Origin of the sequence: Agrobacterium vaccinii (assembly GCF_021310995.1) — a bacterium.
In the GTDB taxonomy this organism is placed as follows: Bacteria; Pseudomonadota; Alphaproteobacteria; order Rhizobiales; family Rhizobiaceae; genus Agrobacterium; species Agrobacterium vaccinii.
On the sequence record NZ_CP054151.1, the window covers coordinates 850,851 to 872,119 of the forward strand.

19 protein-coding genes are annotated in these 21,269 nt (G+C 59.1%); 7 read left to right on the forward strand and 12 right to left on the reverse strand.

Translation table 11 applies throughout. The features are described 5' to 3' along the window. Positions 1 to 8 precede the first annotated feature (8 nt). Entirely contained in the window at positions 9 to 845 is an 837-nt protein-coding gene (locus HRR99_RS19020) for an alpha/beta hydrolase (RefSeq protein WP_233124399.1), read from the forward strand. A 2-nt stretch (positions 846 to 847) separates the two neighbouring features. Here HRR99_RS19020 and HRR99_RS19025 read toward each other — a convergent pair whose 3' ends face one another. Beyond that, positions 848 to 1,708 carry a DMT family transporter gene (locus HRR99_RS19025; protein ID WP_233124401.1) on the reverse strand — a complete coding sequence of 287 codons (861 nt, stop codon included), beginning with the start codon at positions 1,706 to 1,708 and terminating at the stop codon, positions 848 to 850. A gap of 88 nt (positions 1,709 to 1,796) precedes the next feature. On the opposite strand from HRR99_RS19025, the gene HRR99_RS19030 reads away from it, so the two are divergent. Continuing rightward, positions 1,797 to 2,627, forward strand: coding sequence for an alpha/beta hydrolase (locus HRR99_RS19030; protein ID WP_233124402.1), 831 nt, complete (start codon positions 1,797 to 1,799; stop codon positions 2,625 to 2,627). 17 nt (positions 2,628 to 2,644) lie between these two features. Here the strand turns inward: HRR99_RS19030 and HRR99_RS19035 are convergent, their stop codons facing one another. From HRR99_RS19035 to HRR99_RS19075, 9 genes are all read right to left on the reverse strand, one after another. Continuing rightward, a complete protein-coding gene (locus tag HRR99_RS19035; protein ID WP_422387368.1) occupies positions 2,645 to 4,540 on the reverse strand; it encodes an ABC transporter ATP-binding protein in 1,896 nt (631 codons plus the stop codon). Positions 4,541 to 4,545: 5 nt separating this feature from the next. Continuing rightward, a complete protein-coding gene (locus HRR99_RS19040) occupies positions 4,546 to 5,415 on the reverse strand; it encodes an ABC transporter permease (protein WP_233124404.1) in 870 nt (289 codons plus the stop codon). Then, positions 5,412 to 6,362 (reverse strand): ABC transporter permease, encoded by a 951-nt coding sequence (locus tag HRR99_RS19045; protein WP_045229187.1) that lies wholly within the window; start codon positions 6,360 to 6,362, stop codon positions 5,412 to 5,414. The genes HRR99_RS19040 and HRR99_RS19045 overlap by 4 nt, the downstream gene beginning before the upstream one ends. 108 nt (positions 6,363 to 6,470) lie before the next feature. After that, a complete protein-coding gene (locus tag HRR99_RS19050; protein WP_233124406.1) occupies positions 6,471 to 7,790 on the reverse strand; it encodes an MFS transporter in 1,320 nt (439 codons plus the stop codon). Between the two features lie 126 nt (positions 7,791 to 7,916). Further along, the gene (locus HRR99_RS19055) at positions 7,917 to 9,464 is read right to left on the reverse strand and encodes an indolepyruvate oxidoreductase subunit beta family protein (protein ID WP_233124407.1); all 1,548 of its coding nucleotides are present in this window, start codon (positions 9,462 to 9,464) and stop codon (positions 7,917 to 7,919) included. A 10-nt stretch (positions 9,465 to 9,474) separates the two neighbouring features. Continuing rightward, the gene (locus tag HRR99_RS19060) at positions 9,475 to 11,628 is read right to left on the reverse strand and encodes an indolepyruvate ferredoxin oxidoreductase subunit alpha (RefSeq protein ID WP_233124409.1); all 2,154 of its coding nucleotides are present in this window, start codon (positions 11,626 to 11,628) and stop codon (positions 9,475 to 9,477) included. Between the two features lie 207 nt (positions 11,629 to 11,835). Then, the gene (locus HRR99_RS19065; protein WP_233124411.1) at positions 11,836 to 12,342 is read right to left on the reverse strand and encodes a flavin reductase; all 507 of its coding nucleotides are present in this window, start codon (positions 12,340 to 12,342) and stop codon (positions 11,836 to 11,838) included. Then, entirely contained in the window at positions 12,339 to 13,433 is a 1,095-nt protein-coding gene (locus HRR99_RS19070; protein ID WP_233124412.1) for an LLM class flavin-dependent oxidoreductase, read from the reverse strand. The genes HRR99_RS19065 and HRR99_RS19070 overlap by 4 nt, the downstream gene beginning before the upstream one ends. Next, entirely contained in the window at positions 13,430 to 14,137 is a 708-nt protein-coding gene (locus tag HRR99_RS19075) for a GntR family transcriptional regulator (protein ID WP_233124414.1), read from the reverse strand. The genes HRR99_RS19070 and HRR99_RS19075 overlap by 4 nt, the downstream gene beginning before the upstream one ends. 180 nt (positions 14,138 to 14,317) lie before the next feature. On the opposite strand from HRR99_RS19075, the gene HRR99_RS19080 reads away from it, so the two are divergent. Beyond that, positions 14,318 to 15,073: an HpcH/HpaI aldolase family protein gene (locus HRR99_RS19080; RefSeq protein WP_233124416.1), complete on the forward strand. Its 756-nt coding sequence runs from the start codon at positions 14,318 to 14,320 to the stop codon at positions 15,071 to 15,073. Here the strand turns inward: HRR99_RS19080 and HRR99_RS19085 are convergent. Continuing rightward, positions 15,070 to 15,783 carry a hypothetical protein gene (locus tag HRR99_RS19085; protein ID WP_233124418.1) on the reverse strand — a complete coding sequence of 238 codons (714 nt, stop codon included), beginning with the start codon at positions 15,781 to 15,783 and terminating at the stop codon, positions 15,070 to 15,072. The two genes, HRR99_RS19080 and HRR99_RS19085, sit on opposite strands and share 4 nt — an antisense overlap. A gap of 279 nt (positions 15,784 to 16,062) precedes the next feature. On the opposite strand from HRR99_RS19085, the gene HRR99_RS19090 reads away from it, so the two are divergent. Both HRR99_RS19090 and HRR99_RS19095 read left to right on the forward strand, forming a co-directional pair. Continuing rightward, positions 16,063 to 16,860 carry an ABC transporter substrate-binding protein gene (locus HRR99_RS19090; protein ID WP_233124976.1) on the forward strand — a complete coding sequence of 266 codons (798 nt, stop codon included), beginning with the start codon at positions 16,063 to 16,065 and terminating at the stop codon, positions 16,858 to 16,860. Positions 16,861 to 17,023: 163 nt separating this feature from the next. Next, positions 17,024 to 17,698: an amino acid ABC transporter permease gene (locus tag HRR99_RS19095; protein WP_112498040.1), complete on the forward strand. Its 675-nt coding sequence runs from the start codon at positions 17,024 to 17,026 to the stop codon at positions 17,696 to 17,698. Between the two features lie 9 nt (positions 17,699 to 17,707). On the opposite strand, the gene HRR99_RS19100 is transcribed toward HRR99_RS19095, so the two are convergent. Further along, complete coding sequence (locus tag HRR99_RS19100; protein ID WP_233124420.1) at positions 17,708 to 18,475, reverse strand: IclR family transcriptional regulator; 768 nt, start codon at positions 18,473 to 18,475, stop codon at positions 17,708 to 17,710. 118 nt (positions 18,476 to 18,593) lie between these two features. On the opposite strand from HRR99_RS19100, the gene HRR99_RS19105 reads away from it, so the two are divergent. Together HRR99_RS19105 and HRR99_RS19110 are read left to right on the forward strand one after the other, a co-directional pair. After that, positions 18,594 to 20,189, forward strand: coding sequence for an ABC transporter substrate-binding protein (locus tag HRR99_RS19105; protein WP_233124421.1), 1,596 nt, complete (start codon positions 18,594 to 18,596; stop codon positions 20,187 to 20,189). 102 nt (positions 20,190 to 20,291) lie between these two features. Beyond that, complete coding sequence (locus HRR99_RS19110; RefSeq protein WP_233124423.1) at positions 20,292 to 21,269, forward strand: ABC transporter permease; 978 nt, start codon at positions 20,292 to 20,294, stop codon at positions 21,267 to 21,269.

The following is a 21,269-nucleotide window of genomic DNA, read 5'->3' on the forward strand; positions in this document are numbered from 1 at the left end:
AGATAGCCGTGTTTGCCAGGGATTTACTACCGCAAGGCTCCATCAACGCCGCTGCCGATGCCTATGCGGAGACGAGCCTGCTGCGATCATCCGGCATTGCGCGCTTGGCGGATATTCCCTTCGGGCCAGATCCGGTGCAGCGGATGGACATCTATCTGCCGGATCACGGGTTACGGTCGCATACCAATCTGCCGGTCTTCATATTTTGGCATGGCGGCGGCTTCACCCATGGCCACAAGGAGTGGTGCGGCTTCATGGCACCGGCACTGCTTGCTGTTCCGGCCATCTTCATTTCCGCAAATTATCGACTGCTACCGCATGTCGGCTCCGAAGAGTTGATGGACGATGCGCGGGCCACGGTTCGTTGGGTGCTCGAGAATATTTCGCACTACGGTGGCAATCCGAACCGCGTTGTCATCGGTGGACATTCGGCAGGGGCCGTTATTGCGGCACGCCTTGAACTGGACGCGGAACGTCGTCGGACCGCTGGTATTCCTGATGGCACGATCGCGGCGGTGATGGCGATGAGCGGCAGCTATCATAGACGCATAGCCGATGCGCATCCCGATCCCGACAGGCGATTGCCCGCCGATCAGCCAGACTGTGCGGCGGATTTCAGCGGGCCAACTTCGGCCCGGTTCACCTTGGCATGGGGCACCAATGAACGAGACACCGTTCAGCAATCGGGCGTGGATTTTGCAAACCAATTGGAAGGCAGCGGCCTGACCGTTCGTCGCCAGCCATTCGAAAATGCAGACCATTTTACCGTTCATCTTAATGTGGGAGATGCCGACAACGCCTTCCATCTGGCGGTAGTGGAGGAACTGAGGGCGATCGCCGCATAAAGTCATCGCTGCCGCAGAGACATCAACGCGCCGATGACGATAATGGCCATGCCCACCAGCGCCGCTAAGCCGGGTGTTTCCTGAAAGGCTAGATAGCCTATGACACCGGCAAAGATGGCGCGCGAAAAATCCACCGGGGCAAGTGCGGAGGCTTCGCCCATCCGAAGAGCCGCTATCATGCTGGTATTGCCGACAACGCTCAGCAACCCTGTCATGGCGAGCAATCCCATGGTTGGCAGATCGATCGCTTGCCATGTCCAGAATGCCAAAGGTGCCAGCACAAGTGTGCCGACCAGTGACTGGTTCAGCAGCAACACATCGGAGGTCTCGCTGGCCAGACGCCGTGTCATGATCGCACCAAACGCCGCCGTCGCGGCAGAAACCACGCCTGCGGCCACGCCCAGCACCGCGATGGTTTCGGTCCCGGTTGGGCCGGAGAGAATGACCACGCCGGTAAAGCCGATAACCACGGACATCCATCGCCATCGCCCCACCGTTTCGGAAAGGATCAACGCCGCAAACAGGGTGACGAACATGGCCTTGGAGAAGCTGAGGGACGTCGAGATCGCCAGCGGCAGAGCCGTGACCGAGTAAAATCCTGCCAACATGCTGGAGATCAGCGCCGTCGCCCTCAACACATGCGCACCCCGCCGTTCTCCGGCAATCAGCAGCGGTCCCACACGTCTGAAGGCGCGTCCTCCGACAAACAGAAGCTGCGTCGCAACGGTGAAGAACATGATGACGAAAAGCGGCACATCTGGTGATACGGACTTGATGATCAGAACCATGATGGAGTAGATCAGCGCGTTGAACACCATCAGCACCGCGCCTCGGGCATTCCCGCTCATTTGTGACCATTTCACGCGTCGTTCCTCCCGACTTCGTATTTTGTTCTTTACGCGACCGTTAAAATTTTTGATGTTTGATCAGATGATTAACGGGAGTCGCATCATGAATTACCACCGCATCGCCGACTATACGGACGCCTATTCCAACGGGGCGCATATCGTCGGTGCGGAGCGCTGGCCGAGTGCCTGGGCCAAACCGGCAGCCGACTATCGCGAGGCGATGCTGGCTGCGGGACGAGCCAAACTTGGGCTGGCCTATGGTGCAAGTGAACGCAACGCGCTGGATCTCTTTCTGCCGGAAGGCACACCGCGCGGCCTCGTCGTCTTCATCCACGGCGGCTATTGGAAGAGCCTTGACCGCAGCTACTGGTCGCACTTTGCGCAAGGTTGCGTGGCCCGTGGATTTGCCGTGGCCATGCCGTCCTATGACCTGTGTCCCGATGTTCGCATCACCGAGATCATACGCCAGATCGGTGCTGCGGTGACGCGGGCCGCAGAGGAGGTCGCGGGGCCGATCATCATCACCGGCCATTCGGCGGGTGGGCATCTGTCGGCGCGTATGGTCAGCGCGGGCACGCCCCTTGCATCCGCCGTGCTGGACCGCGTCGAAATTGCTGCACCCATTTCCGGCCTGCATGATCTGCGTCCCCTGATGCGCAGTGAACTGAATGAGACGCTGCACATCGATGAGGCCGAAGCGATGGCGGAAAGCCCCGCGCTGCTGCGTCCGGTTGGCCACGCCCGCCTTTGCGCCTGGGTGGGTGGTGCCGAGCGGCACGAGTTCCTGCGCCAGAACGCGTTGCTGGCCAATATGTGGACTGGTCTGGGTGCGGCAACCGCCTGTTACGCGGAGCCGAACCGTCATCATTTCGATGTTCTCGATGGCTTGCTGGACCCGGATCACGTGCTGACCCGGGCATTGACCGACATCTGAAAAGCGTGGCGGCGCGCTCAGACCGCCATCGCCAACTCTTCTCGTGCCTCGCTGCGCATGACCAGATGGCCGGGCGCGACTTCGTCGTAAATCCGCTGTGGGGCAACGAAATCTGCGGGTCGAACGGGCGTCGAAAGTTCTCCGACAACAGCAGCACCACGCAGACCACGCTGGGATGGGTCCGGCACGGGGACAGCGTCGATCAGACGGCGTGTATAGGGATGCCGCGGATCACCAAAAATCGCGGCGCGCGGGCCGATCTCGACGATCTCACCCAGATACATGACGGCAACGCGGTGGCTAATGCGCTCGACCACGGCCATGTCGTGGCTGATGAACAGATAGGCGAGCCCCATGCTGGCTTGCAGGTCCAGCATCAGGTTGACCACCTGCGCCTTGATGGACACATCCAGCGCCGATACCGCTTCGTCGGCGATGATCAGCTTCGGCTCCAGCGCCAGCGCTCTGGCAATGCAGATGCGCTGGCGTTGCCCGCCGGAAAATTCATGCGGATAGCGGCTTGCCATTTCGGGAGACAGACCCACGCGGACAAGTAGCTCACTGACGCGCGCCCGGCGTTCCGCAGAGTTGCCGATGCCGTGCGCCACGAGTGGCTCCGCCACCGCCGTGCCGACACTGAGGCGCGGGTTGAGGCTTGCATAGGGGTCCTGAAAAATCATCTGCGCGGTGCGGCGCATGCGCCGCAGGCCGTAGCGGCCAAGACCGCCGACCTCGGCTCCATCGATGCGCACATCGCCACCGCTCGGCTCAGTCAATCGCAGCACAGAGCGACCGGTTGTGGACTTTCCGCAGCCGGATTCGCCCACAAGCGACAATGTTTCGCCGGGCTGGATTTGAAACGAGACATTCTCCACGGCATGAACGCGAAAGGCCGTAGGGCGGAAAAGCCCTGATGGCATAGGGAAGCGCTTCATCAAGCCCTTCACCTCGACCAGCGGCGGTGCGTTGCGGTCTACCGTATCAGGCATATCGGGTGTTGGCAGGATTGCGCCGCTGGCAGGGTCGATCAGCGGGAAAGGTTGTGGCAAGTCATGGCCCTTCATCGAGCCAAGGACCGGCACTGCCGCCAGCAGAGCGCGGGTATAGGGCTGGCGTGGCGCGGCAAAGATTTGCGACGTTGCACCTTCCTCCACCAGATCGCCGCGCAGCATGACCACGGTACGATCCGCCATCTGGGCAACAACACCCATGTCATGGGTGATGAAGAGCACCGACATGCCCTCTTCATCCTGCAAGGTCTTGATGAGGTCCAGCACCTGCCCCTGCACCGTCACGTCCAAGGCCGTTGTCGGCTCGTCCGCGATCAGCAGTTTTGGGCGCGAGGCCAGTGCCATGGCGATCATCACCCGCTGGCGCATGCCGCCCGACATTTCGTGCGGATATTGTTTCAAACGTGTACGAGCCGAGGGAATGCGCACCTTCTCCAGAAGTGCCAGCGCACGCGTTTCGATCTCGGCCTGAGAGATATCTGAGTCCTGGCACAGCAGTGCTTCGGCAAGCTGGTTTTCGATGGTGAAGGCCGGATTGAGCGATGTCATCGGCTCCTGAAAGATCATCGAGATGTCACGACCGCGCACGCGCCGTATCTCGTCCTTGCTCAGCGTCGTCAACTCACGTCCCAGCAGCTTGATCGACCCGGAAATCTTCGTGTTGTCAGGGTTGAGCAGACGCATGATGGACAGTGAGGTGACGCTCTTGCCGGACCCGCTCTCACCGACAATGGCGACGGTTTCTTTCGCGCCGATGTCGAAGGAAATCTTCCTGATAACCTCGGTCCAGCCATTTTCCGTGCGGAAGGCCGTTGTTAGATCGCACACGGACAGCACCGGATTGGTCGCATCAGACGTTGCCTGCATATTGCCATTCTCCGTCTTGCTTCTGTTATCGTCCATCGTCATCAGCCCTTCACGTCCAGCGCATCCTGCAAGCCATCACCCAACAGGTTGAAGCCCAGAACGGTGAGGAAGATTGCAAGTCCCGGCCAGATAGCGATCCATGGCGCAATCGAGAGCGATGCGCTGGCCGAGTTCAGCATCGAACCCCAGCTGGCATCCGGTGGCTGTTGACCGAGACCCAGAAACGCGAGCGCTGCTTCCGCAATGATGGCTGTCGCAATGGCGAGCGTCGACTGAACGACGAGCTGCGGTGTGATGTTGATGAACACATGCCGGATCAGAATAGCGACATGGCCGGTGCCGATGGCGTGGGCCGCCTCGATATATTCCTCGACCTTCACGGCCATGGTCTGGCCGCGCGCGATACGGGCAAAGACGGGCGCGGTGGAGACGCCGATGGCGATCATCGCGTTGGTCAGGCTCGGCCCGAGAAAAGCAGCCATAGCGATGGCGAGAATGAGGAAGGGGATTGCCAGGAACGCGTCAATGATCCGCATGATAACGGTGTCGAGCGGACCACCGAAATAACCCGCCAGCATTCCGACGGGAACGCCGATGATAAAGGCGATGGCGACCGAGACCACACCGGCCAACAGCGAGGCGCGCGCCCCCCAGATGACGCGGGACATCACGTCGCGACCGATCTCATCCGTTCCGAACCAGTGCAGCCATGTCGGCGCCTTGCGAATGGCCGACCAGCTGGATGCATTCGGCTCATAGGGTGCGATAAGGGGGGCCGCGATGGCCATGATGGCAAAGAGAAGCACGATGATCGCCCCGATCAACGCCAGCCGGTGCGCCATGAAGCGGCGCAGCACGCGGGATTCGATCAGACGACGGCGAGGTGGTTTGGCAACAGCAACATTCGTCATAGCGAGCGGCTCCTCAGCTTGGGGTTGGCCCAGAAATACAAGATGTCAGCCAGCAGGTTCAGCATCACGAAGGTGAAGCCGGACAAAAGCGTGACCGCCTGAACCGCCGCATATTCACGGTTGAACACCGCATCCACGACCATCTTGCCGAGGCCTGGGATGGAGAAGACCTGCTCGGTCAACACCGCACCCGCCATCAGCGCGCCGAATTGCAGCGTTGCCAGCGTGATGATCGGCACAAGCGCATTTCGGAACCCGTGCTTGGTGATGACCTTGCGTTCGGTCAGGCCCTTGGCGCGCGCCGTGCGAATGTAATCATGCTGCATGACGGTCAGCATCGCCCCGCGCGTGTGGCGCATCATCGCCGCCGCAAGGGCCGCACCCAGCACGGTGGCGGGAAGAATGATGGATTTAAGGCCTCTGATCGGGTCTTCGAAGGGGCTGACATAACCACCGGCTGGCAACCAGCCCAGCTTCACAGCAAAGATGAGGATCAGCATGATGCCGAGCCAGAAATTCGGTATCGATATGCCCGTCAGCGAAACCACTGTAACGGCATGATCCCAGCCCTTGCCGCGCCAGATGGCGGCCATGATCCCGGCTGGAATGCCGATCAACAACGAGATGAGAAGGGCGGCCGTCGCCAGCGTGAGCGTTACCGGGATCTTGTCGAGCAGCATCGGGCCGATCTCATCGCGGGTACGATAGGATATGCCGAAATCGCCCTGAAGAGCCGCCGCACTCCAGCGCAGATATTGCACAGGCAATGGATCATCCAGCCCCTGTTCCTGGCGGATTTGGGCAACCACTTCAGGCGACGCTTCGCCACCGGCAATCACCAGCGCCACATCGCCAGGAAGCAGCATCTGCAAACTGAAAACGAGGACGGAAATGATGAACATCGTCGGTATGGCAACCGACAATCTCAAAAGAAGAAAACGGATCATCCGCCCAACTCCTCACATGTCGCATCGTGCGAGACAATGCATCTTGGCTGGCAAACATTTGTCATAAACATGCCCGCTCCCCTGTTACTTTGATGTTTGAGCAATTTTTCATCGGTCCGATTTCGTTTTGCCGACAGGAATGAGCAGCGTGGCAATGGCTGCCAGCGCGGCGACGCCTGCGAAAATGTAGAAATTCCATTCGGGTGCGGCGTTCGTGCTGGCGATGAAGCCGCCCAGCAACGGGCCGGTCAGAGCCCCGATGCGCGAAAAGCTCAGCGCAAAGCCCGTGCCGGCAGAGCGTATCGTCGCGTCCAGACGCTGCGCCAGAAAACCGGTCAGAATGAGCGAGGCCGACACGGTGCCGAAACCGGCAATCGCAACGAAGACGTAGTTGATCAACAACGAACCCTTGAAGGCCAGCGCGGCAATGCCGAAGGCACCGAGAAGGTAAGAAAGGGCGACCACCAATCGCGTACCGAAACGGTCGGCCCATGTTCCCAGCACAATGCCGCCAATGGCGGAACTGAGGCTGAAGACCGCCAGGAACAACAGGCTGTCGCCGAGGTCATAGCCGTTCTTGCGCATGATCTGCGGCAGCCACTGGGCAAGCCCGTAAACGAGCAGAAGCCCCATGAACAGCGCTGCCCAGAAGCAGATGGTCTCAAAGGCTTTGTCAGGCGCAAAGATTTGCCGCAAAACCGCGGTCCAGCTTCGGTCCGTCGGCGTCTGTTTGGTGCTGGAAGCGATGGAAACGCCCATCTTCCGCGCCGTCTTTTCCGCCGCAGCGCGCTTGCCGCGCAGCACCAGAGACTCGACCGATTCAGGCAGGAAAATCATGAAGAACGGCACGACGAGAACGGGGAGCGCGCCAACCAGAACTATGGTGCGCCAGCCATGCTCGGCCAGAAATGCGCGTGAACACAGGGCAGCAGCCAGAATGCCGATGGAATAGCCTGAGTACATCAGGCCGTAATTGAAGCTTTTGCTTTTCTTGGGCGAATACTCGACCGTCAGCGCAGCCGCCACGGGAATGATGCCACCGAGGCCGAGACCCGCCACGAAACGGCTGACGGCAAAGAAGGTCGGTGTCGGCGCATAGGCCGTCGCGACCATGCACAGGGCAAAGAGCGTGAGGCATCCGATGAAGACGGGCTTGCGACCATAGAGTTCGCTGGTCGTGCCAGCGAAGATACCGCCGATCAGCATGCCGATGACGGTGTAGCTTCCCATCGCCCCCAGCTGGAGCGGCGTGAGCTGCCAGACCGGATCGGTGGAGAGGGCGGGAAGGATAGCACCCAGCACGCCCACATCGTAACCTTCTGCAAAAATTGCAAACCAGCAAAGTGCCACGACAAGCAGGCTTTTGGGGCGTGAAATTTCTTTTGTAGCGTGGAAATCAGCCGGTATGGCAGTTGTGACTTTGTCCATCAGAACGTTCCCCTGCGAGGATTTTTCCTTCGCTCTTATTGTTCGTCATGTCCGAATAAGACCGCTCCGGTTCCCGTGCTGGAGCGGCCTTTGGTCAGCGCCTTTTCCCCAGGCGCCACCGAATATTTACAGCGTCGAGACCGTCTTCAACGCGCCGTCCAGCGCAATGCCCTGCTCATCCAGAAGGGCAGCCTGTCGCAGACGGCGCATCCAGGCGGCACCATCGTCGCGGTGCTCCAGAGATGGCAGAGCCGACATGACCCGGTCGAATTTCGAAAGGCCGCGGGCGTGGGTATCGGAATAGCCTTTGACCAGACGTCTGTTGTTCAGCACTTCCACGGCCAGATCGTAGTTGCGCGATACCAGCGACGCGGCTGTGCTGAGCCATGCGTCACGGTGCTCGATTTCGCGGAAGTGGCGCAAGGTGCCGCGGCGCATGCGGCGAAGCGCGGAGATGAGATAGAGTGAGAGGAACCAGAACATGGTTCCCGTCTGCACCCGGCGGCCCTTGTTGATGAGGCGATCGAAGAAAGCAAAGACCTTCGGCCTGCTCTCGATCCAGAGGCCAAGACCCTTGGGCAAGGTGCCACAGACTTCTTCCATGCGCGGATGCATATATTCCGTCATGTAGAGAAGCTGGTCCGGCTTCACGCCCACTTCCTTGCGCACGCGATCGAAACGCGTACCGCGTGTTTTCAAATCCGCGACGCGGATGATATCGTCATAGGCCATGGAGATGGCGACATATTTGGCGGCCTGTACCGTGAAGGCGTAGCCCTTCTCTTCGCCGTCATTCGTCCGGTCAAGCGCATGAAGCTTGGCAACGCGGTCGAGATATTCTCCCGCATAGGCCGGGTCCTGAAACTCCGTCAGCTTCTTCACGCCTGCGAAAAGCAGCGGCCATGCGGGCTCTGGGAATTCGGCGCGCATGCGGTGAACCAGACGGTCGAGTTCCAGGTGGCCAGCCGTTTCCGGCATGGTGTCGAAACGCTTGTGCGGCAAGGCGCTGACCTCATCGCGCGGCTTAGCCTTGGCGCGTTCATAGGATGCGTTGAAGGCACGAAGACTGGCCTCCACACCCTTGCCGCCGCCACGGATGGTTGCCTCGAAAGCTTCCTTGGCAAACGGCAGCACGTCTGCTGCGGCAAGGGCACCGAACATGGACGACGAGATGACGCTGCCGTTTTTTAGCGCCAGCGTATCCATATCGAAAGCAATGGTGCGCTTGGCGGCAAAATCGGTGGCGCCCACCACGACGGTCGGATCGCCGATGCCATCACCGGGCTTTTCCTTCTCGCCGACGGCAAAGGAACGGTGCGTGGACGCAATCAGCGTAGTGCGCTCAGGCGTGACCAGACCGCGCAGCACCGAGCGCCCGGCTTCCATCAGTTCGGAGGCCAGCACGACATCGACATCACCCGGTGTCGGCATCAGCGAGAAGATGGGCGAGACGCCGTCACGCGCAGGCAGCATCTCGATGTAGTAGATGGTAGCACCTGTGCGCTGGGCAACGCCCGGCACGGATGTCGATTGCGCCATCCAGCCCTGCGCCTCGGCAAGGCCGACGATCCAGTCGGCCAGCACGCCGCCGCCCTGTCCGCCCATGGCCATGATGGCCAGCGTCAAAGGCTTGTCGGAGGCGAGCGTCGTCTTGAGGTTTACCGTTTCGTTCATGGGTCCACCCTCAATCTGCAAACACGATGCGGCTGGACGCGCGGCGGGCCTGAAGCCAGCCGATCACCGAAGCGCGGATTTTTGCGACAAACTTGTCCCAGCCGGTGGGGTTGTGAATGATATCGGCGCGGTAGAAGGAGGGACAGAGAACCGCAGCTTCGGAAACCTCACCGCAATTGCCACAACCGACACAGGAATTGTCGATGGCCGCGACTGGATCATCCTTCAACGGATCATCCGTGTGCTTGACTGAAAGCGACGGACAGCCCGAGAGACGAATGCAGGCGTGATCGCCCGTGCAGACATCCTCATCCACACCGAAGCGTTCCTTGACCATACGCTTGCCGTCTTTGACCGCCTTGGCAAATTGCGGCTTGATGCGGCGCTGCTTGTTCAGCATGCATTCGGAAGAGGCGACGATGATTTTCGGGCCTTTTTCCTTCGACGTCAGGGCTTCCTTCAGCGTGTCGCGCATTTGGGCGACATCATAGGTGCGGTCGATCTGGCGCACCCATGTCGCGCCGATACCCTTGACCGCATTGACGATGGAATTATTGGTCTTGCGGTTGGGATTGACGGCCCGCGATGACAGAATGTCCTGCCCGCCGGTTGCTGCCGAATAGAAGTTATCGACAACGAGGATGACGCCATCCTGCTTGTTGAACACGGCATTGCCGACGGATGTCGCAAGGCCATTGTGCCAGAAGCCACCGTCGCCCATCACCGAGATCGAGCGCTTATCGGACTCGACATTGAAGGCAGAGGCAGAAGCAGGCCCAAGGCCATAACCCATCGTCGTGCCGCCGATGTTGAAAGGTGGCAGGATCGAGAAGAGGTGACAGCCGATATCCGCCGAGACGTGATGCTCCCCAAGTTCCTTTTCCACCAGTTTCATTGCCGCAAAGATCGGCCTTTCAGGACAGCCCGTGCAGAAACCGGCAGGGCGGGCAGGCACGACCTCGGCCAGCGCCTTGACCTTGGGGTCGTTGAGAACATCCGATGGGTCCGGTACTGGCGGCTGGTTTCCAAGCAGCAGGCGGTCATAGGTTTCGATGAAGGCCTTCAGGCCGTTCATCATCACGGGCGCGGTATATTCGCCGCCAAGCGACAGCATGTCCTTGCCGTGCAGTTTCGTCTGGATATCGCGACGGCGAAGCAGCGTGTTCAGCGTCTGTTCGATATATTCAGGCGCACCTTCCTCAACGATGATGACGGCCTTCTTGCCAACGCAGAACTCGACAACCTCGTCATCGATGGTCGGATAGGCAACATTCATGACGTAGAGCGGCACGGCTGAATTGCCGTAGACATCAGCCAGGCCCAATTGCTGCAAGCCGCGCATGACGCCGTTGTACATGCCGCCCAGCAGGATGATGCCGATGTCACCCTCTTCAGGGCCGAAGAATTCGTTGAGTTTGCGTTCCTTGATGAAGTTGACGGCAGCAGGCCAGCGGCGCTCCAGCTTGTCTTTCTCATGCGCGAAGTTGGCAGGCGGCAGGACGATACGGTTGACGTCCCGGACAGGATTTTCCAGCGCCTGCCGCAACGTGTATTCCGGGCGCTTGTTATCCTTGGCGATGAACTGGCCGTGGACGTGACAGGCGCGAATGCGGACCTGCAACATGACAGGCGTGTTGGACGCTTCCGACAGCTGGAAGCCATCTTCCACGGATTGGACGATGGATGGCAGGTTAGGGCGCGGATCAAGAAGCCACATCTGGGATTTCATCGCAAAGGCGTGGCTGCGCTCCTGCATGATGGAGGAGCCTTCGCCGAAGTCTTCACCGAGAATGATGAGAGCACCACCGGTGACGCCGCCGGAAGACAGGTTCGACAGGGCATCGGATGCCACATTCGTTCCAGCCGTCGATTTCCATGTCACAGCACCGCGCACCGGATACATGACGGAGGCAGAGAGCATGGCAGCCGCCGCAGCCTCAGACGCCGAGGTTTCGAAATGGATGCCGAGGTCTTCCATGACGTCCTTGGCGTCAGCCAAAACGTCCATCAGGTGAGAAATGGGCGAGCCTTGGTAGCCGCCGACATAGGACACGCCGGATTGAAGCAATGCCTTCGTGATCGCCAGAATACCCTCGCCCCGGAAGATTTCACCTTCCCCGAGCTTGAGATCCTCAACTTCACGCGCGAATGACCGTTCTGCCATGGTCTTCCCCTTTTATGTCACGCATTTATATGCATATTCATAAGTTGAAGCTTATAGCATTGTCAAATGAGAACGTTGAAACGGGACGAAATCACAGCGAAAAACTGCGAAATTGCTGCTTTAAAATGCATCTGCATGAAAATTATTGTCGAGACGCTTAACGGCTGAGCATACAAAAATGCGGGTAATGCAGCGCTGTCAGAGACTTCAGCAGACTGCGTGATACCGGCGGCGGAAATAAACCAGAGCGTTCTCGTCAGATCCCTGCACGAGTTCGATGATACGGCAAAACAAGACCTGATGCGTGCCGCTCTCGACCATCGTTTCGATTTCGCAATCGAAGGACAAGAGCGCACCCTCCAATCGCGGAGACCCTGTTACCCCCCGTGACCATGTGCCTTCCAGAAACCGCTCTTCCTGCGATGTCGAGCCGCCGAAACGCCGCGACAAAGCCTCTTGGCTATGGCTCAGCGTATTGACGCAGAGCACGCGATTTGTCTCGAACATATGCGCTACGGAACTGGACCGATTGAGGCAGACAAGCAACGTCGGCGGTTGATCGGTCACGCTGCAAACGGCTGATGCCGTGAACCCGGCCGTGCCGCCGGGACCGTCAGTGGTAACGATGTTGACGGCGGCGGCCAGTTGCGACATGCCCTCGCGAAAGGCAAGCCGCAGGGCTTCGACCTCATCCGGTGCGGCGTGCGCGTTCATTCGACCCGCAGCCCAGCTTGCTTCAACAGCGGCATCACACGGTCGCAGAAGAACGGCAGTTCGTAAGTGTAGTTGACGAAGGAAAGCGCGATGCCGGAATAGCCCTGCTGCGAAATCGCGATCATGTCCTCGACAATCTTTTCCGGCGTGCCGACAAGCGGATATCCACCTGCGCCGCCTGCAAACCGCTTGCGGTATCGCTCATAGCTTTCCTTGTCGTGGGACTGGGAGAACTCCCTCTTTCCGGCCATATGGGCGTCAACGGCCTCATGGTCGGCAAGGGTTACGGCATAGCGTTCGTAATAATCTTCCGCCTCCTGCTGGGTTTCGCGGCACACCACGTGGCAGACGGTATAGGCCCCGACATCACGGCCCTGCGCATCTGCCCGCATGCGGATATCCTCGACATGCTTTCCGGCTTCTTCAATCTCGGTGAAGGTCGTGAAGAGATATTCGCAGTTTTTCGCGGCAAAATCCCGGCCCGGCCCACCGAAGGCGGCATTCATGGTCACAGGTCGCGGTGATTGCAGGCTGGCGGGGCGACTGACCACGTCTTTCAGATTGTAATAGCTGCCATCATAGTCGAAAGGCGCTTGCGCACCATAGGCCTGCTCGACAATATCAAGCCATTCGGCAGCCTGATCGTAACCCTTCTCGACCAGCGGCACGCCGAACATGCCGAATTCCTTCGGGTTCCAGCCGCAGACGATGTTGAGACCTGCGCGACCGCCACTGATGTGATCAACCGTTGCCAGCGACTTTGCCGCATAAAGCGGATGCACGAGGGGAACATGCACCGTCATGAACAGCGCAATCCGCTCCGTAACGGCAGCAAGCCCCGCCGCCCATGTGAAGGTTTCATAGGACCATTCCCGCACCCGGTTCTTGCCTCCAAAACCCTTCCAGCGGGCAATCGGCAGCAGAAAATCCAATCCGCCGCGATCAGCGATCTGGGCGGCGTTCAGATTGTCCTGCCACCGCGCCTGCCAGCGTTCCGGCACATCGGTAATGGCAAGGCCGCCATCGGCATTGGGCGAGAAGACACCGAGCTTGAGCTTGCTTGGACCTTTCAAGGGGTGAGGCTTGATCATGACGTTCCCTTTTTGATGGTTTTGCGGCGCGAACCGCGCCCTGTTTTGGCCTGTTCCAGCTGGCGGCGGCGAATGGTGAGAAAGGCTTCTTCCGCCGCAAACATGTAAAGCGTCATATATTCCGCGATCACAACGGAATCGCGCGCGACGAAGGCTGAGTGAATGCGCGACAGGCCGTCGATATAGTGCTTGACCATCTCGGCATCCGCAAAACTATCGAGCCGGACCGACTGGAAGTAGTTGATAAAGCGCGCGACGGTCTCGGCCAGATGCCGGTTGCGAACGGCCTTCAGCCACGCATTGCGAAAATCGACATTGGCATCCAGCAGCACCGGCATATTGTTGTCCGCCAGAGCAGACTTGATCCGGCCCATGGCCTCGGTCAGTTCTGCCTCGATTTCCGGCGTCATGTCACGCGCAGCATTTGCCGCAGCCCGTGGCTCCAGCTGCCGACGCAATTCGAAAAGGCCGGAAATATCCTCCAGCGAAAGCTCTCGCAGGGCAAAACCGCGTGTCGTGCCAACCAGATAACCCTCGGCCACCAGCCGCAGCAGTGCCTCACGCGCAGGAACACGCGAAACGCCATAACGGGCCGCAATCGCGGTATCGACCAGCCGGTCGGACGGCAAAATCGCGCTGCGTTGCAACTGCAAACGCAGGTCGGTGTAAATGGCATCAACGATATTGTCGTTCGACTTTTGCATCGTAAACTCCTGCAAAAATCGTATACGGATTTGCGCTTATTTCAAGCATAAAATAATTATGAGGTGATTTAACATCGATTATCGTATACCGTTTACACGCTTGCAGGCGATATGATTGAGACTTAAACTAATCCTAGAACTGCATCACGGCAGGCAAAACCCCCGTTCCCAGAGGTCTTTATGAGCGATTTTCGAAAAGCATGTCTTGGACAAAAGCGGTTGATCGGCACATTCACTGCCATCCCGCATCCGGTCGCCATAGAGGTCGTGGCTGCCGCTGGCCCTGATTTCATCTGCATCGATGCGGAGCATTCGCAGATCGGGCGGGAATTGATCGAAAACCTGATCCGCGCTTCCGATGTTCACCGCGTGCCAGCCATGGTGCGCGTGCCGGGCCATGCGCCGGAATCGATTGCCGGTGTTCTGGATGCCGGTGCCGCAGGCGTTCTGGTGCCACGTGTCTCGACCGCTGCCCATGCAAAAGCCGCCGTCGCCGCCACCCGCTATCCGCCTGTCGGTGAGCGCGGCGTCGGGCCCGGACGTGCCGCCGGTTACGGCTATCGCATTCCCGATTATCTGAAGAACGCCAATGAAAGCCTCGTCCTGGCCATCCAGATCGAAACTGCGGAAGGCCTCGCCAATGTCGAGGAGATCGTCGCTGTCGAAGGCATCGACGTGATCTTCATCGGCCCCGGCGATCTCTCCGTTTCCATCAATGCGCTCGGTCCCGAGGGAGCGGCACGGCTTGAAGCAGCCATACTGACAATCACGCAGGCCGCTATCAAAGCCGGAAAAACCGTCGGAATTTTCCGCCCATCGGCAGATGACGTGGCCAAGTGGTCGCAGGCGGGCATCAGTTTCTATCTGCTGGCCAGCGATACGATGTTTCTGGGTGCAAGCGTTGCCGCTGGCGTCACCGCTGCGCGAGACGCTTAAGCGTCTTTTGGCGCAACGATCTTCGTCGCCATCGGAAAATGCGAATTGCCGCCTTCGAATGGCGGGAAGGTCTTGAAGTCTTCCCGCATGGCAATGCGCGCCGGGGACTGGAGTGCCGCCGTGAGTGCGGCCTGACTATCGAACATCACGCGGTTTCGCTGCATGTGATTGGCCCGCTCCCACGGCAGGAACCCGGTCCAGTCTACGCGAGACAGGATTTCGATACCGCGAATGCCGGGAAACTGGCGCATGACCTGCGGATGGTGAGCGATGTAGTGGTGCATCCAGATATTCAGGTCCTGCGCCGGGCCGGGATAGTGCACGACATAGGAACATGGGTTGCCATTTTTCGCGACGTCGAGCGTCGCATCATCGACTGGAAAATGCCGGACATACATAGCCTGCTGCGTTGCCTTGGCACCCTGGATGCTCGACAGTACACCCGGATCGGCCAGCGCTAGTAGATGTCCTGATGGTGCCATGGCATCTTCCAGCGCGAACAACTCGTCAAAGTAAAGCTGCATGCCGAAAACCGGCGCTTCTTCCTGCGGATTGAATAGGTCCTGAGCCGTCTCAGGCGTATAGATGTTCGCAGAGGTCAGCCCCGGCGTCAGTGCGACGACCTCCGCCACCGCCTCGATATCGGCCTTGCTCGCTACAAACTGGCTGTCATGCGGGTTCTCGAAAAAGGCGAGGTAGGCGAAACGCATGGGGAGGCTCCAATGTCAGGAAAGATAGTGTAGATTACGATCCGCGAATGGACGGCAATCAAAGGCGTCAGATCGTTCAGACGCAAAACATGTCACATCCGCTCGGCAGTGCGCAACCTATTTTAAGCTTAAATCTTTCCACTTGAATCCCGCTGAATTTTGCCTCACCATTCCAAACGATCCCTACGAAGAGCGATCACCGAGGACCATAAAAATGAATATTCGATCCGGCCCGGAAACGTCGCTGGTTACGAAAACAGAGGGAACTGCTTCATGACCATATCCGTCTTCCGCCGCGCAATCATGGGTATCGCGGTCACTGCCGCCGTCTCTGCTGCCAGTGCAGGCCTTGCATCTGCGGCCGCACTTGTGGCGGGTGCCTATCCCAGCAATCCGCCTTTCGAATACAAGAATGCCAGCGGCACCTTCGAAGGCTTCGAGGTCGATATCGCAGCCGAAGTCGCAAAGCGTCTCGACATGACACTGGAAGTCTCCGATTTCGGGTTCCAGGCGCTGTTTGCCGCCACCGCTTCGCGGCGCATCGATGTCGCGATATCATCGATTACCATCACTAGGGAACGCTTGGGAAGCCAGTCTTTCACGCAGCCCTATTACGACGCCGATATGGGTATCGCGACCCGCAAGGAAAGCAAGATTGCCACTCCCGAAGACTTGAAGGGCGCGGTGGTCGGCGTGCTGGCGGGTTCCACCGGCGATAAATGGGCGAAGGAAAACAAGGAAAAATACGGCATCAGCGATATCAAGAGCTACAACGCTCAACAGGATATGCTGATGGACATGTCGGCTGGCCGCGCGGACGCTGCCGTCAGCGACATTCCCGGCATGGAATACGCCTTCCTCAAGATGAAGGATCTTGCTGTCAAGGTGCGCATCAAGACCGGCGAGCAATATGGGCTGATGATGGCCAAGAACCATCCGCTTCTGGGAAAGGCCAATGATGCGATTACCGCGATGAAGAAGGACGGGACGCTGGCCGCCATTCACAAGAAGTGGTTCGGTAGCGAGCCTGCTGCCGGTTCGGCCTCTGCCGTCGAAATGCCCATACCGCAGCCTTGAGCATCACGACCCAATCCAAAAATCATCGATGCCGATCATGATCGGCATCATGCTGACGTCAATCGTACCATGACGGCTGCCTGATGTTGATCAGGCGCCCATTCCCATGTCTCGACCTCACGCGACAGCGCCTCGGGGTGGCATGTTTCAGAGGCTTACGGATATGACCATCCTCGACACCTTCTTCAACGCTGAAATCCTGGGCAGCGCGTTTCCGGCGTTGCTGCGGGGTCTGTTCAACACCTTTCTGCTGGGTCTTGCAGGCATCGGCCTTGGCATACCGGCAGGGCTGATCATCGGTCTCCTGCGGCTCTATGGGCCGAAGCCTGTGCGCTATCTGGCAGTGTTCTATATCGACATCTTCCGCGCAGCACCCATGCTGGTCGTGCTGATGCTGATCTACTTCGCCCTGCCATTCATCGGCATTCGCATGTCATCCTGGACCTGCGCGATCCTAGCTTTTGCCCTAGTCATGGCAGCCTATATGGCCGAGGTGTTCCGTTCCGGCATCGAGGGCATTCCATCCGGGCAGTTCGAGGCCGCTGCTGCGCTCGGTCTGCCGTTTCTGGTCACGCTACGCAAAGTCATCCTGCCGCAGGCGGTGCGGGTCGTCATTCCACCGGCGACGAACAATTGCGTGTCGATGTTCAAGGATACCTCGCTCGCCTCGACCGTGGCGCTGGCGGAACTAATGAAGGAAGGGCTGGATGCCCAAGCGCTCTACGCCAACCCGACGCCGCTCATCGGGGCGGCACTGATCTACATCGCGTTTTTGTGGCCGATGGTGCGGCTGGTCGGCATGCTGGAAAAGAAATTCAGCCGAGAAAAGGTGCGGTAAGTACCGTTCCTAGAAAATTGGGTTCTCAAGAAGCGCGCAATGGCGGCTGAGTTCCGTCGCCGCCTGTGTCGTGGCAGAAATATATTCAGCCTCACGCTTGTCGATATCCTGCAAGGCGACGACAAGGCAGATCGACGCGATGCAGCGCCCCTGCCGGTCGCGAACGGGTGCTGTCACGCAGGCGACATAGGGATCGACCAGCGCACGTGTCACCCAATAACCCTGTTCGCGGGCCTGCTCGACCTCCCGGTGAAGCTGGGCGGGTGACGAGACGGTGCCCGTCAGCGAGGTGAAATCCTCAGCGGGGATGGAGCGCTCAAGGTCGGCAGCGCTGTAACCATCCAGCAAAAAGCGGGCGGCTGCGGTGGATGGCAGCGGGAAACGAGAGCCTTCGACGGCGGTACGATATCCATGGCCGCGACCGGAAATGGATATCATAATCAACTGCTTCCAGTCGTGCAGCAGATCGAGCTCGCAGACTTCGCGGGTGCTTTGGGCAAGGTTTCGGATCACCTCTTTCGCCTGACGGGCCAGCGGTGCGCTGCGGTCATAGACCTGCCCCAGAAGTCCGCACTGTCTGCCAGGCACGATCAAACCGTCCGGCTCCGTCTGGTCCAGAAATCCTCGCTCCATCAACGTATCGATGATGCTGTAAACCGTGGATCGCGGTGCGCCGAGCATGGCCGCTATGGCGTTGCGCGTGGCCGGCTGCTGCTGCGCTGCCACCAGTTCCAGCACGTCCAGCAACCGATCTGTCCCCCGCGCCCTCACATGCATTTGCACATATCTCCCTGTTGACATCGCCGAAATTATAACCCTAAACTATCTTATAGGGATCATATGTCCACTACAAGAGACATAAAAGAATTCCATCAATCAATAAAGGGAACAGACAATGCACGCTTCAGCGAAACTGCCCTATTCATCAATACGCCGCTTTGCCGCCGCTCTCGCGCTGTCGGCACTTGTGCCTGCCGCCAACGTGTGGGCCGAAGACCTTAACCTCGCCTACAGCTCGTCGGCGACATCCATGGACCCGCAATTCCACAATGCGAGCCAGAACATTGCGGTCTCACGCAACATGTTCGAGACCCTGACCCAGATGGACCCCGATAGCCGGATCATTCCCAATCTGGCCGAATCTTGGACGAAGATTGACGACCTGACCTGGGAATTCAAACTGCGTCCTGCCAAGTTTCAGGATGGCAGCGACTTCACTGCCGAAGACGTCGCCTGGTCTCTCCAGCGCCCCAACACGATTGAAAACAGCCCGTCCAGCTTTGCGATCTACACACGCGCCATCACCAAGACCGAAGTCGTGGACCCGCACACCGTCCGCCTGATCACCAAGACGCCTTATCCATTGCTGCCTGCCGATCTCACCTCGGTGTTCATCGTCAGCAAAAAGGCGAGCGAAGGCATTACCAGCGAGAAATTCGCGACGCCTGAGCATATGATCGGCACCGGGCCATACAAGTTCGTGAAATACACACCTGACGACCGCGTCGTCATGACCCGCTTCGATGACTACTGGGGTGGCAAGCCAGCCTGGGACAACGTCACCATCCGCTTCATGCCCAACGATGGCAGCCGCATGACGGCTCTGCTGTCTGGCGATGTCAACGCCATCGAGAACGTACCGACACCTGACATCGAAAAGGTCAAAGCCAATCCCGATCTGGTCTACAGCGCCAAGAAAACCCACCGCCTGATCTTCCTTTTCCTCGATAGCGGTCGCGACAGCTCGCCGGGCGTAAAGGCTGCGGATGGTTCAGCCATTGCCAAAAACCCGCTGACGGATGTGCGCGTGCGCAAAGCCATCAACATGGCCATTGACCGCAAGGCGATCAGCGACCGCCTGATGATGGGCCTTGCCTATCCGACCAACAATCTCTCCACCGATCAGATGCTGGGCTTCGACCCCGCGCTGGAGAACGTACCCTTCGACCAAGCCGCCGCCAAAAAACTTCTGGCCGATGCCGGTTATCCCGATGGTTTCCGCCTGACGCTCGGCACGCCGAACAACCGCCTTTTGAACGATGAGCGTGTAGCGCAGGCCATCGCGCAGATGCTGACGCGTATCGGTATTCGCACCGATGTCGATGCCGTTCCCTTCTCTGCCATCAACACTAAGGGCAACAAGGGCGAGTTCTCAGCCGTCATGATGGGCTGGGGTGTGCAGACTGCCGAGGCGTCCTCCGGTATTCGCATGATGGTGGCGTGTCCGGACAAGGCGCGCGGCTGGGGTGTGGTGAACTGGAGCCACTATTGCAATCCGGCACTCACCGAACAGCTGGTGGCACTGACATCTGAAATGGACGACGCCAAGCGCAACGATATGCTGAAGGCGGCAGTCCATACCGTCAATGACGACATGCCGATCGTGCCGCTCTATTTCCAGGGCATGACCTGGGCGGCCAAGAAGGGCATCAAGATCATCCCGCGCATGGATGAACGCACCTCGGCGCTCAGCTTCGAGCCTGCACAATAGACTGTATCACGGCGGATCGGCCTCACGCCGGTTCGCCCTCCCCAAATATAATCACGCGGTGCGCCACAGCGCCCTGCGTCAGCTATTTCGGTGGTCGAACAGATGGTAGCCTATCTCATACGCAGGTTGGGACAATCCTGCCTGGTGCTTTTCACCATGGCGGTTCTCGTCTTCCTCGCGGTCTTCGCTCTCGGCAGTCCGGTAGACATGCTGGCCAGCCCCGATGCGGATCAGGCCGAGCGCGCAGCCCTTGCCGCCCGCTTCGGCCTGGACCAGCCCTTGCCGGTGCAATTCGTCAGCTTCATTACCAATGCTCTGCATGGTGACCTCGGTTCCTCGTTTGTTTACGGCAAATCGGCGTTGTCGGTGATTGGGGAACGGTTGCCGGCGACGCTGGAGCTTGCCGTTCTAGCACTCACCTTCTCGGTCCTCATCGGCGTGCCCCTTGGCGTCATCGCCGGCTTGCGGCCAAAGTCGATTGCGGCGCGCGCCATCATGTCCACGTCGATCTTCGGTTTCTCCCTGCCGAATTTCTGGATCGGCCTGATGATGATCCTGTTCTTCTCGGTCTATCTGGGCTGGCTTCCCGCAGGCGGGCGCGGTCCCACAACGACAGTACTTGGCATGCAGCTGTCGATCTTCACCTGGGAAGGTCTGCGCCATCTCATCCTGCCATCGCTCACACTTGCGCTCTACAAAGCATCGCTGGTCGTCAGGCTGTGTGAGGCGGGAACCCGCGAAGTGGTGACGCAGGAATATATCCGTTTTGCCCGCGCCAAGGGCCTCAGCCGCTTCCGCATCATCCGGCTGCATCTGTTGAAGAACATGATGATCCCGGTTGTTACGATCCTCGGCATGGAGTTTGGCGCGATGATCGCCTTTACCGTCGTCATCGAAACGGTCTTTGCCTTCCCCGGCATGGGCAAGCTGCTGATCGAATCGATCAACCGGCTCGATAGGCCCGTCGTGGTCGCCTACCTCATGGTCACCACGGTGATCTTCGTCGTCATCAATTTCATCGTCGATCTGCTGTATGTCGCGCTCGATCCGCGCGTCCGGCTCGGCGGGACAAGCGAGTAA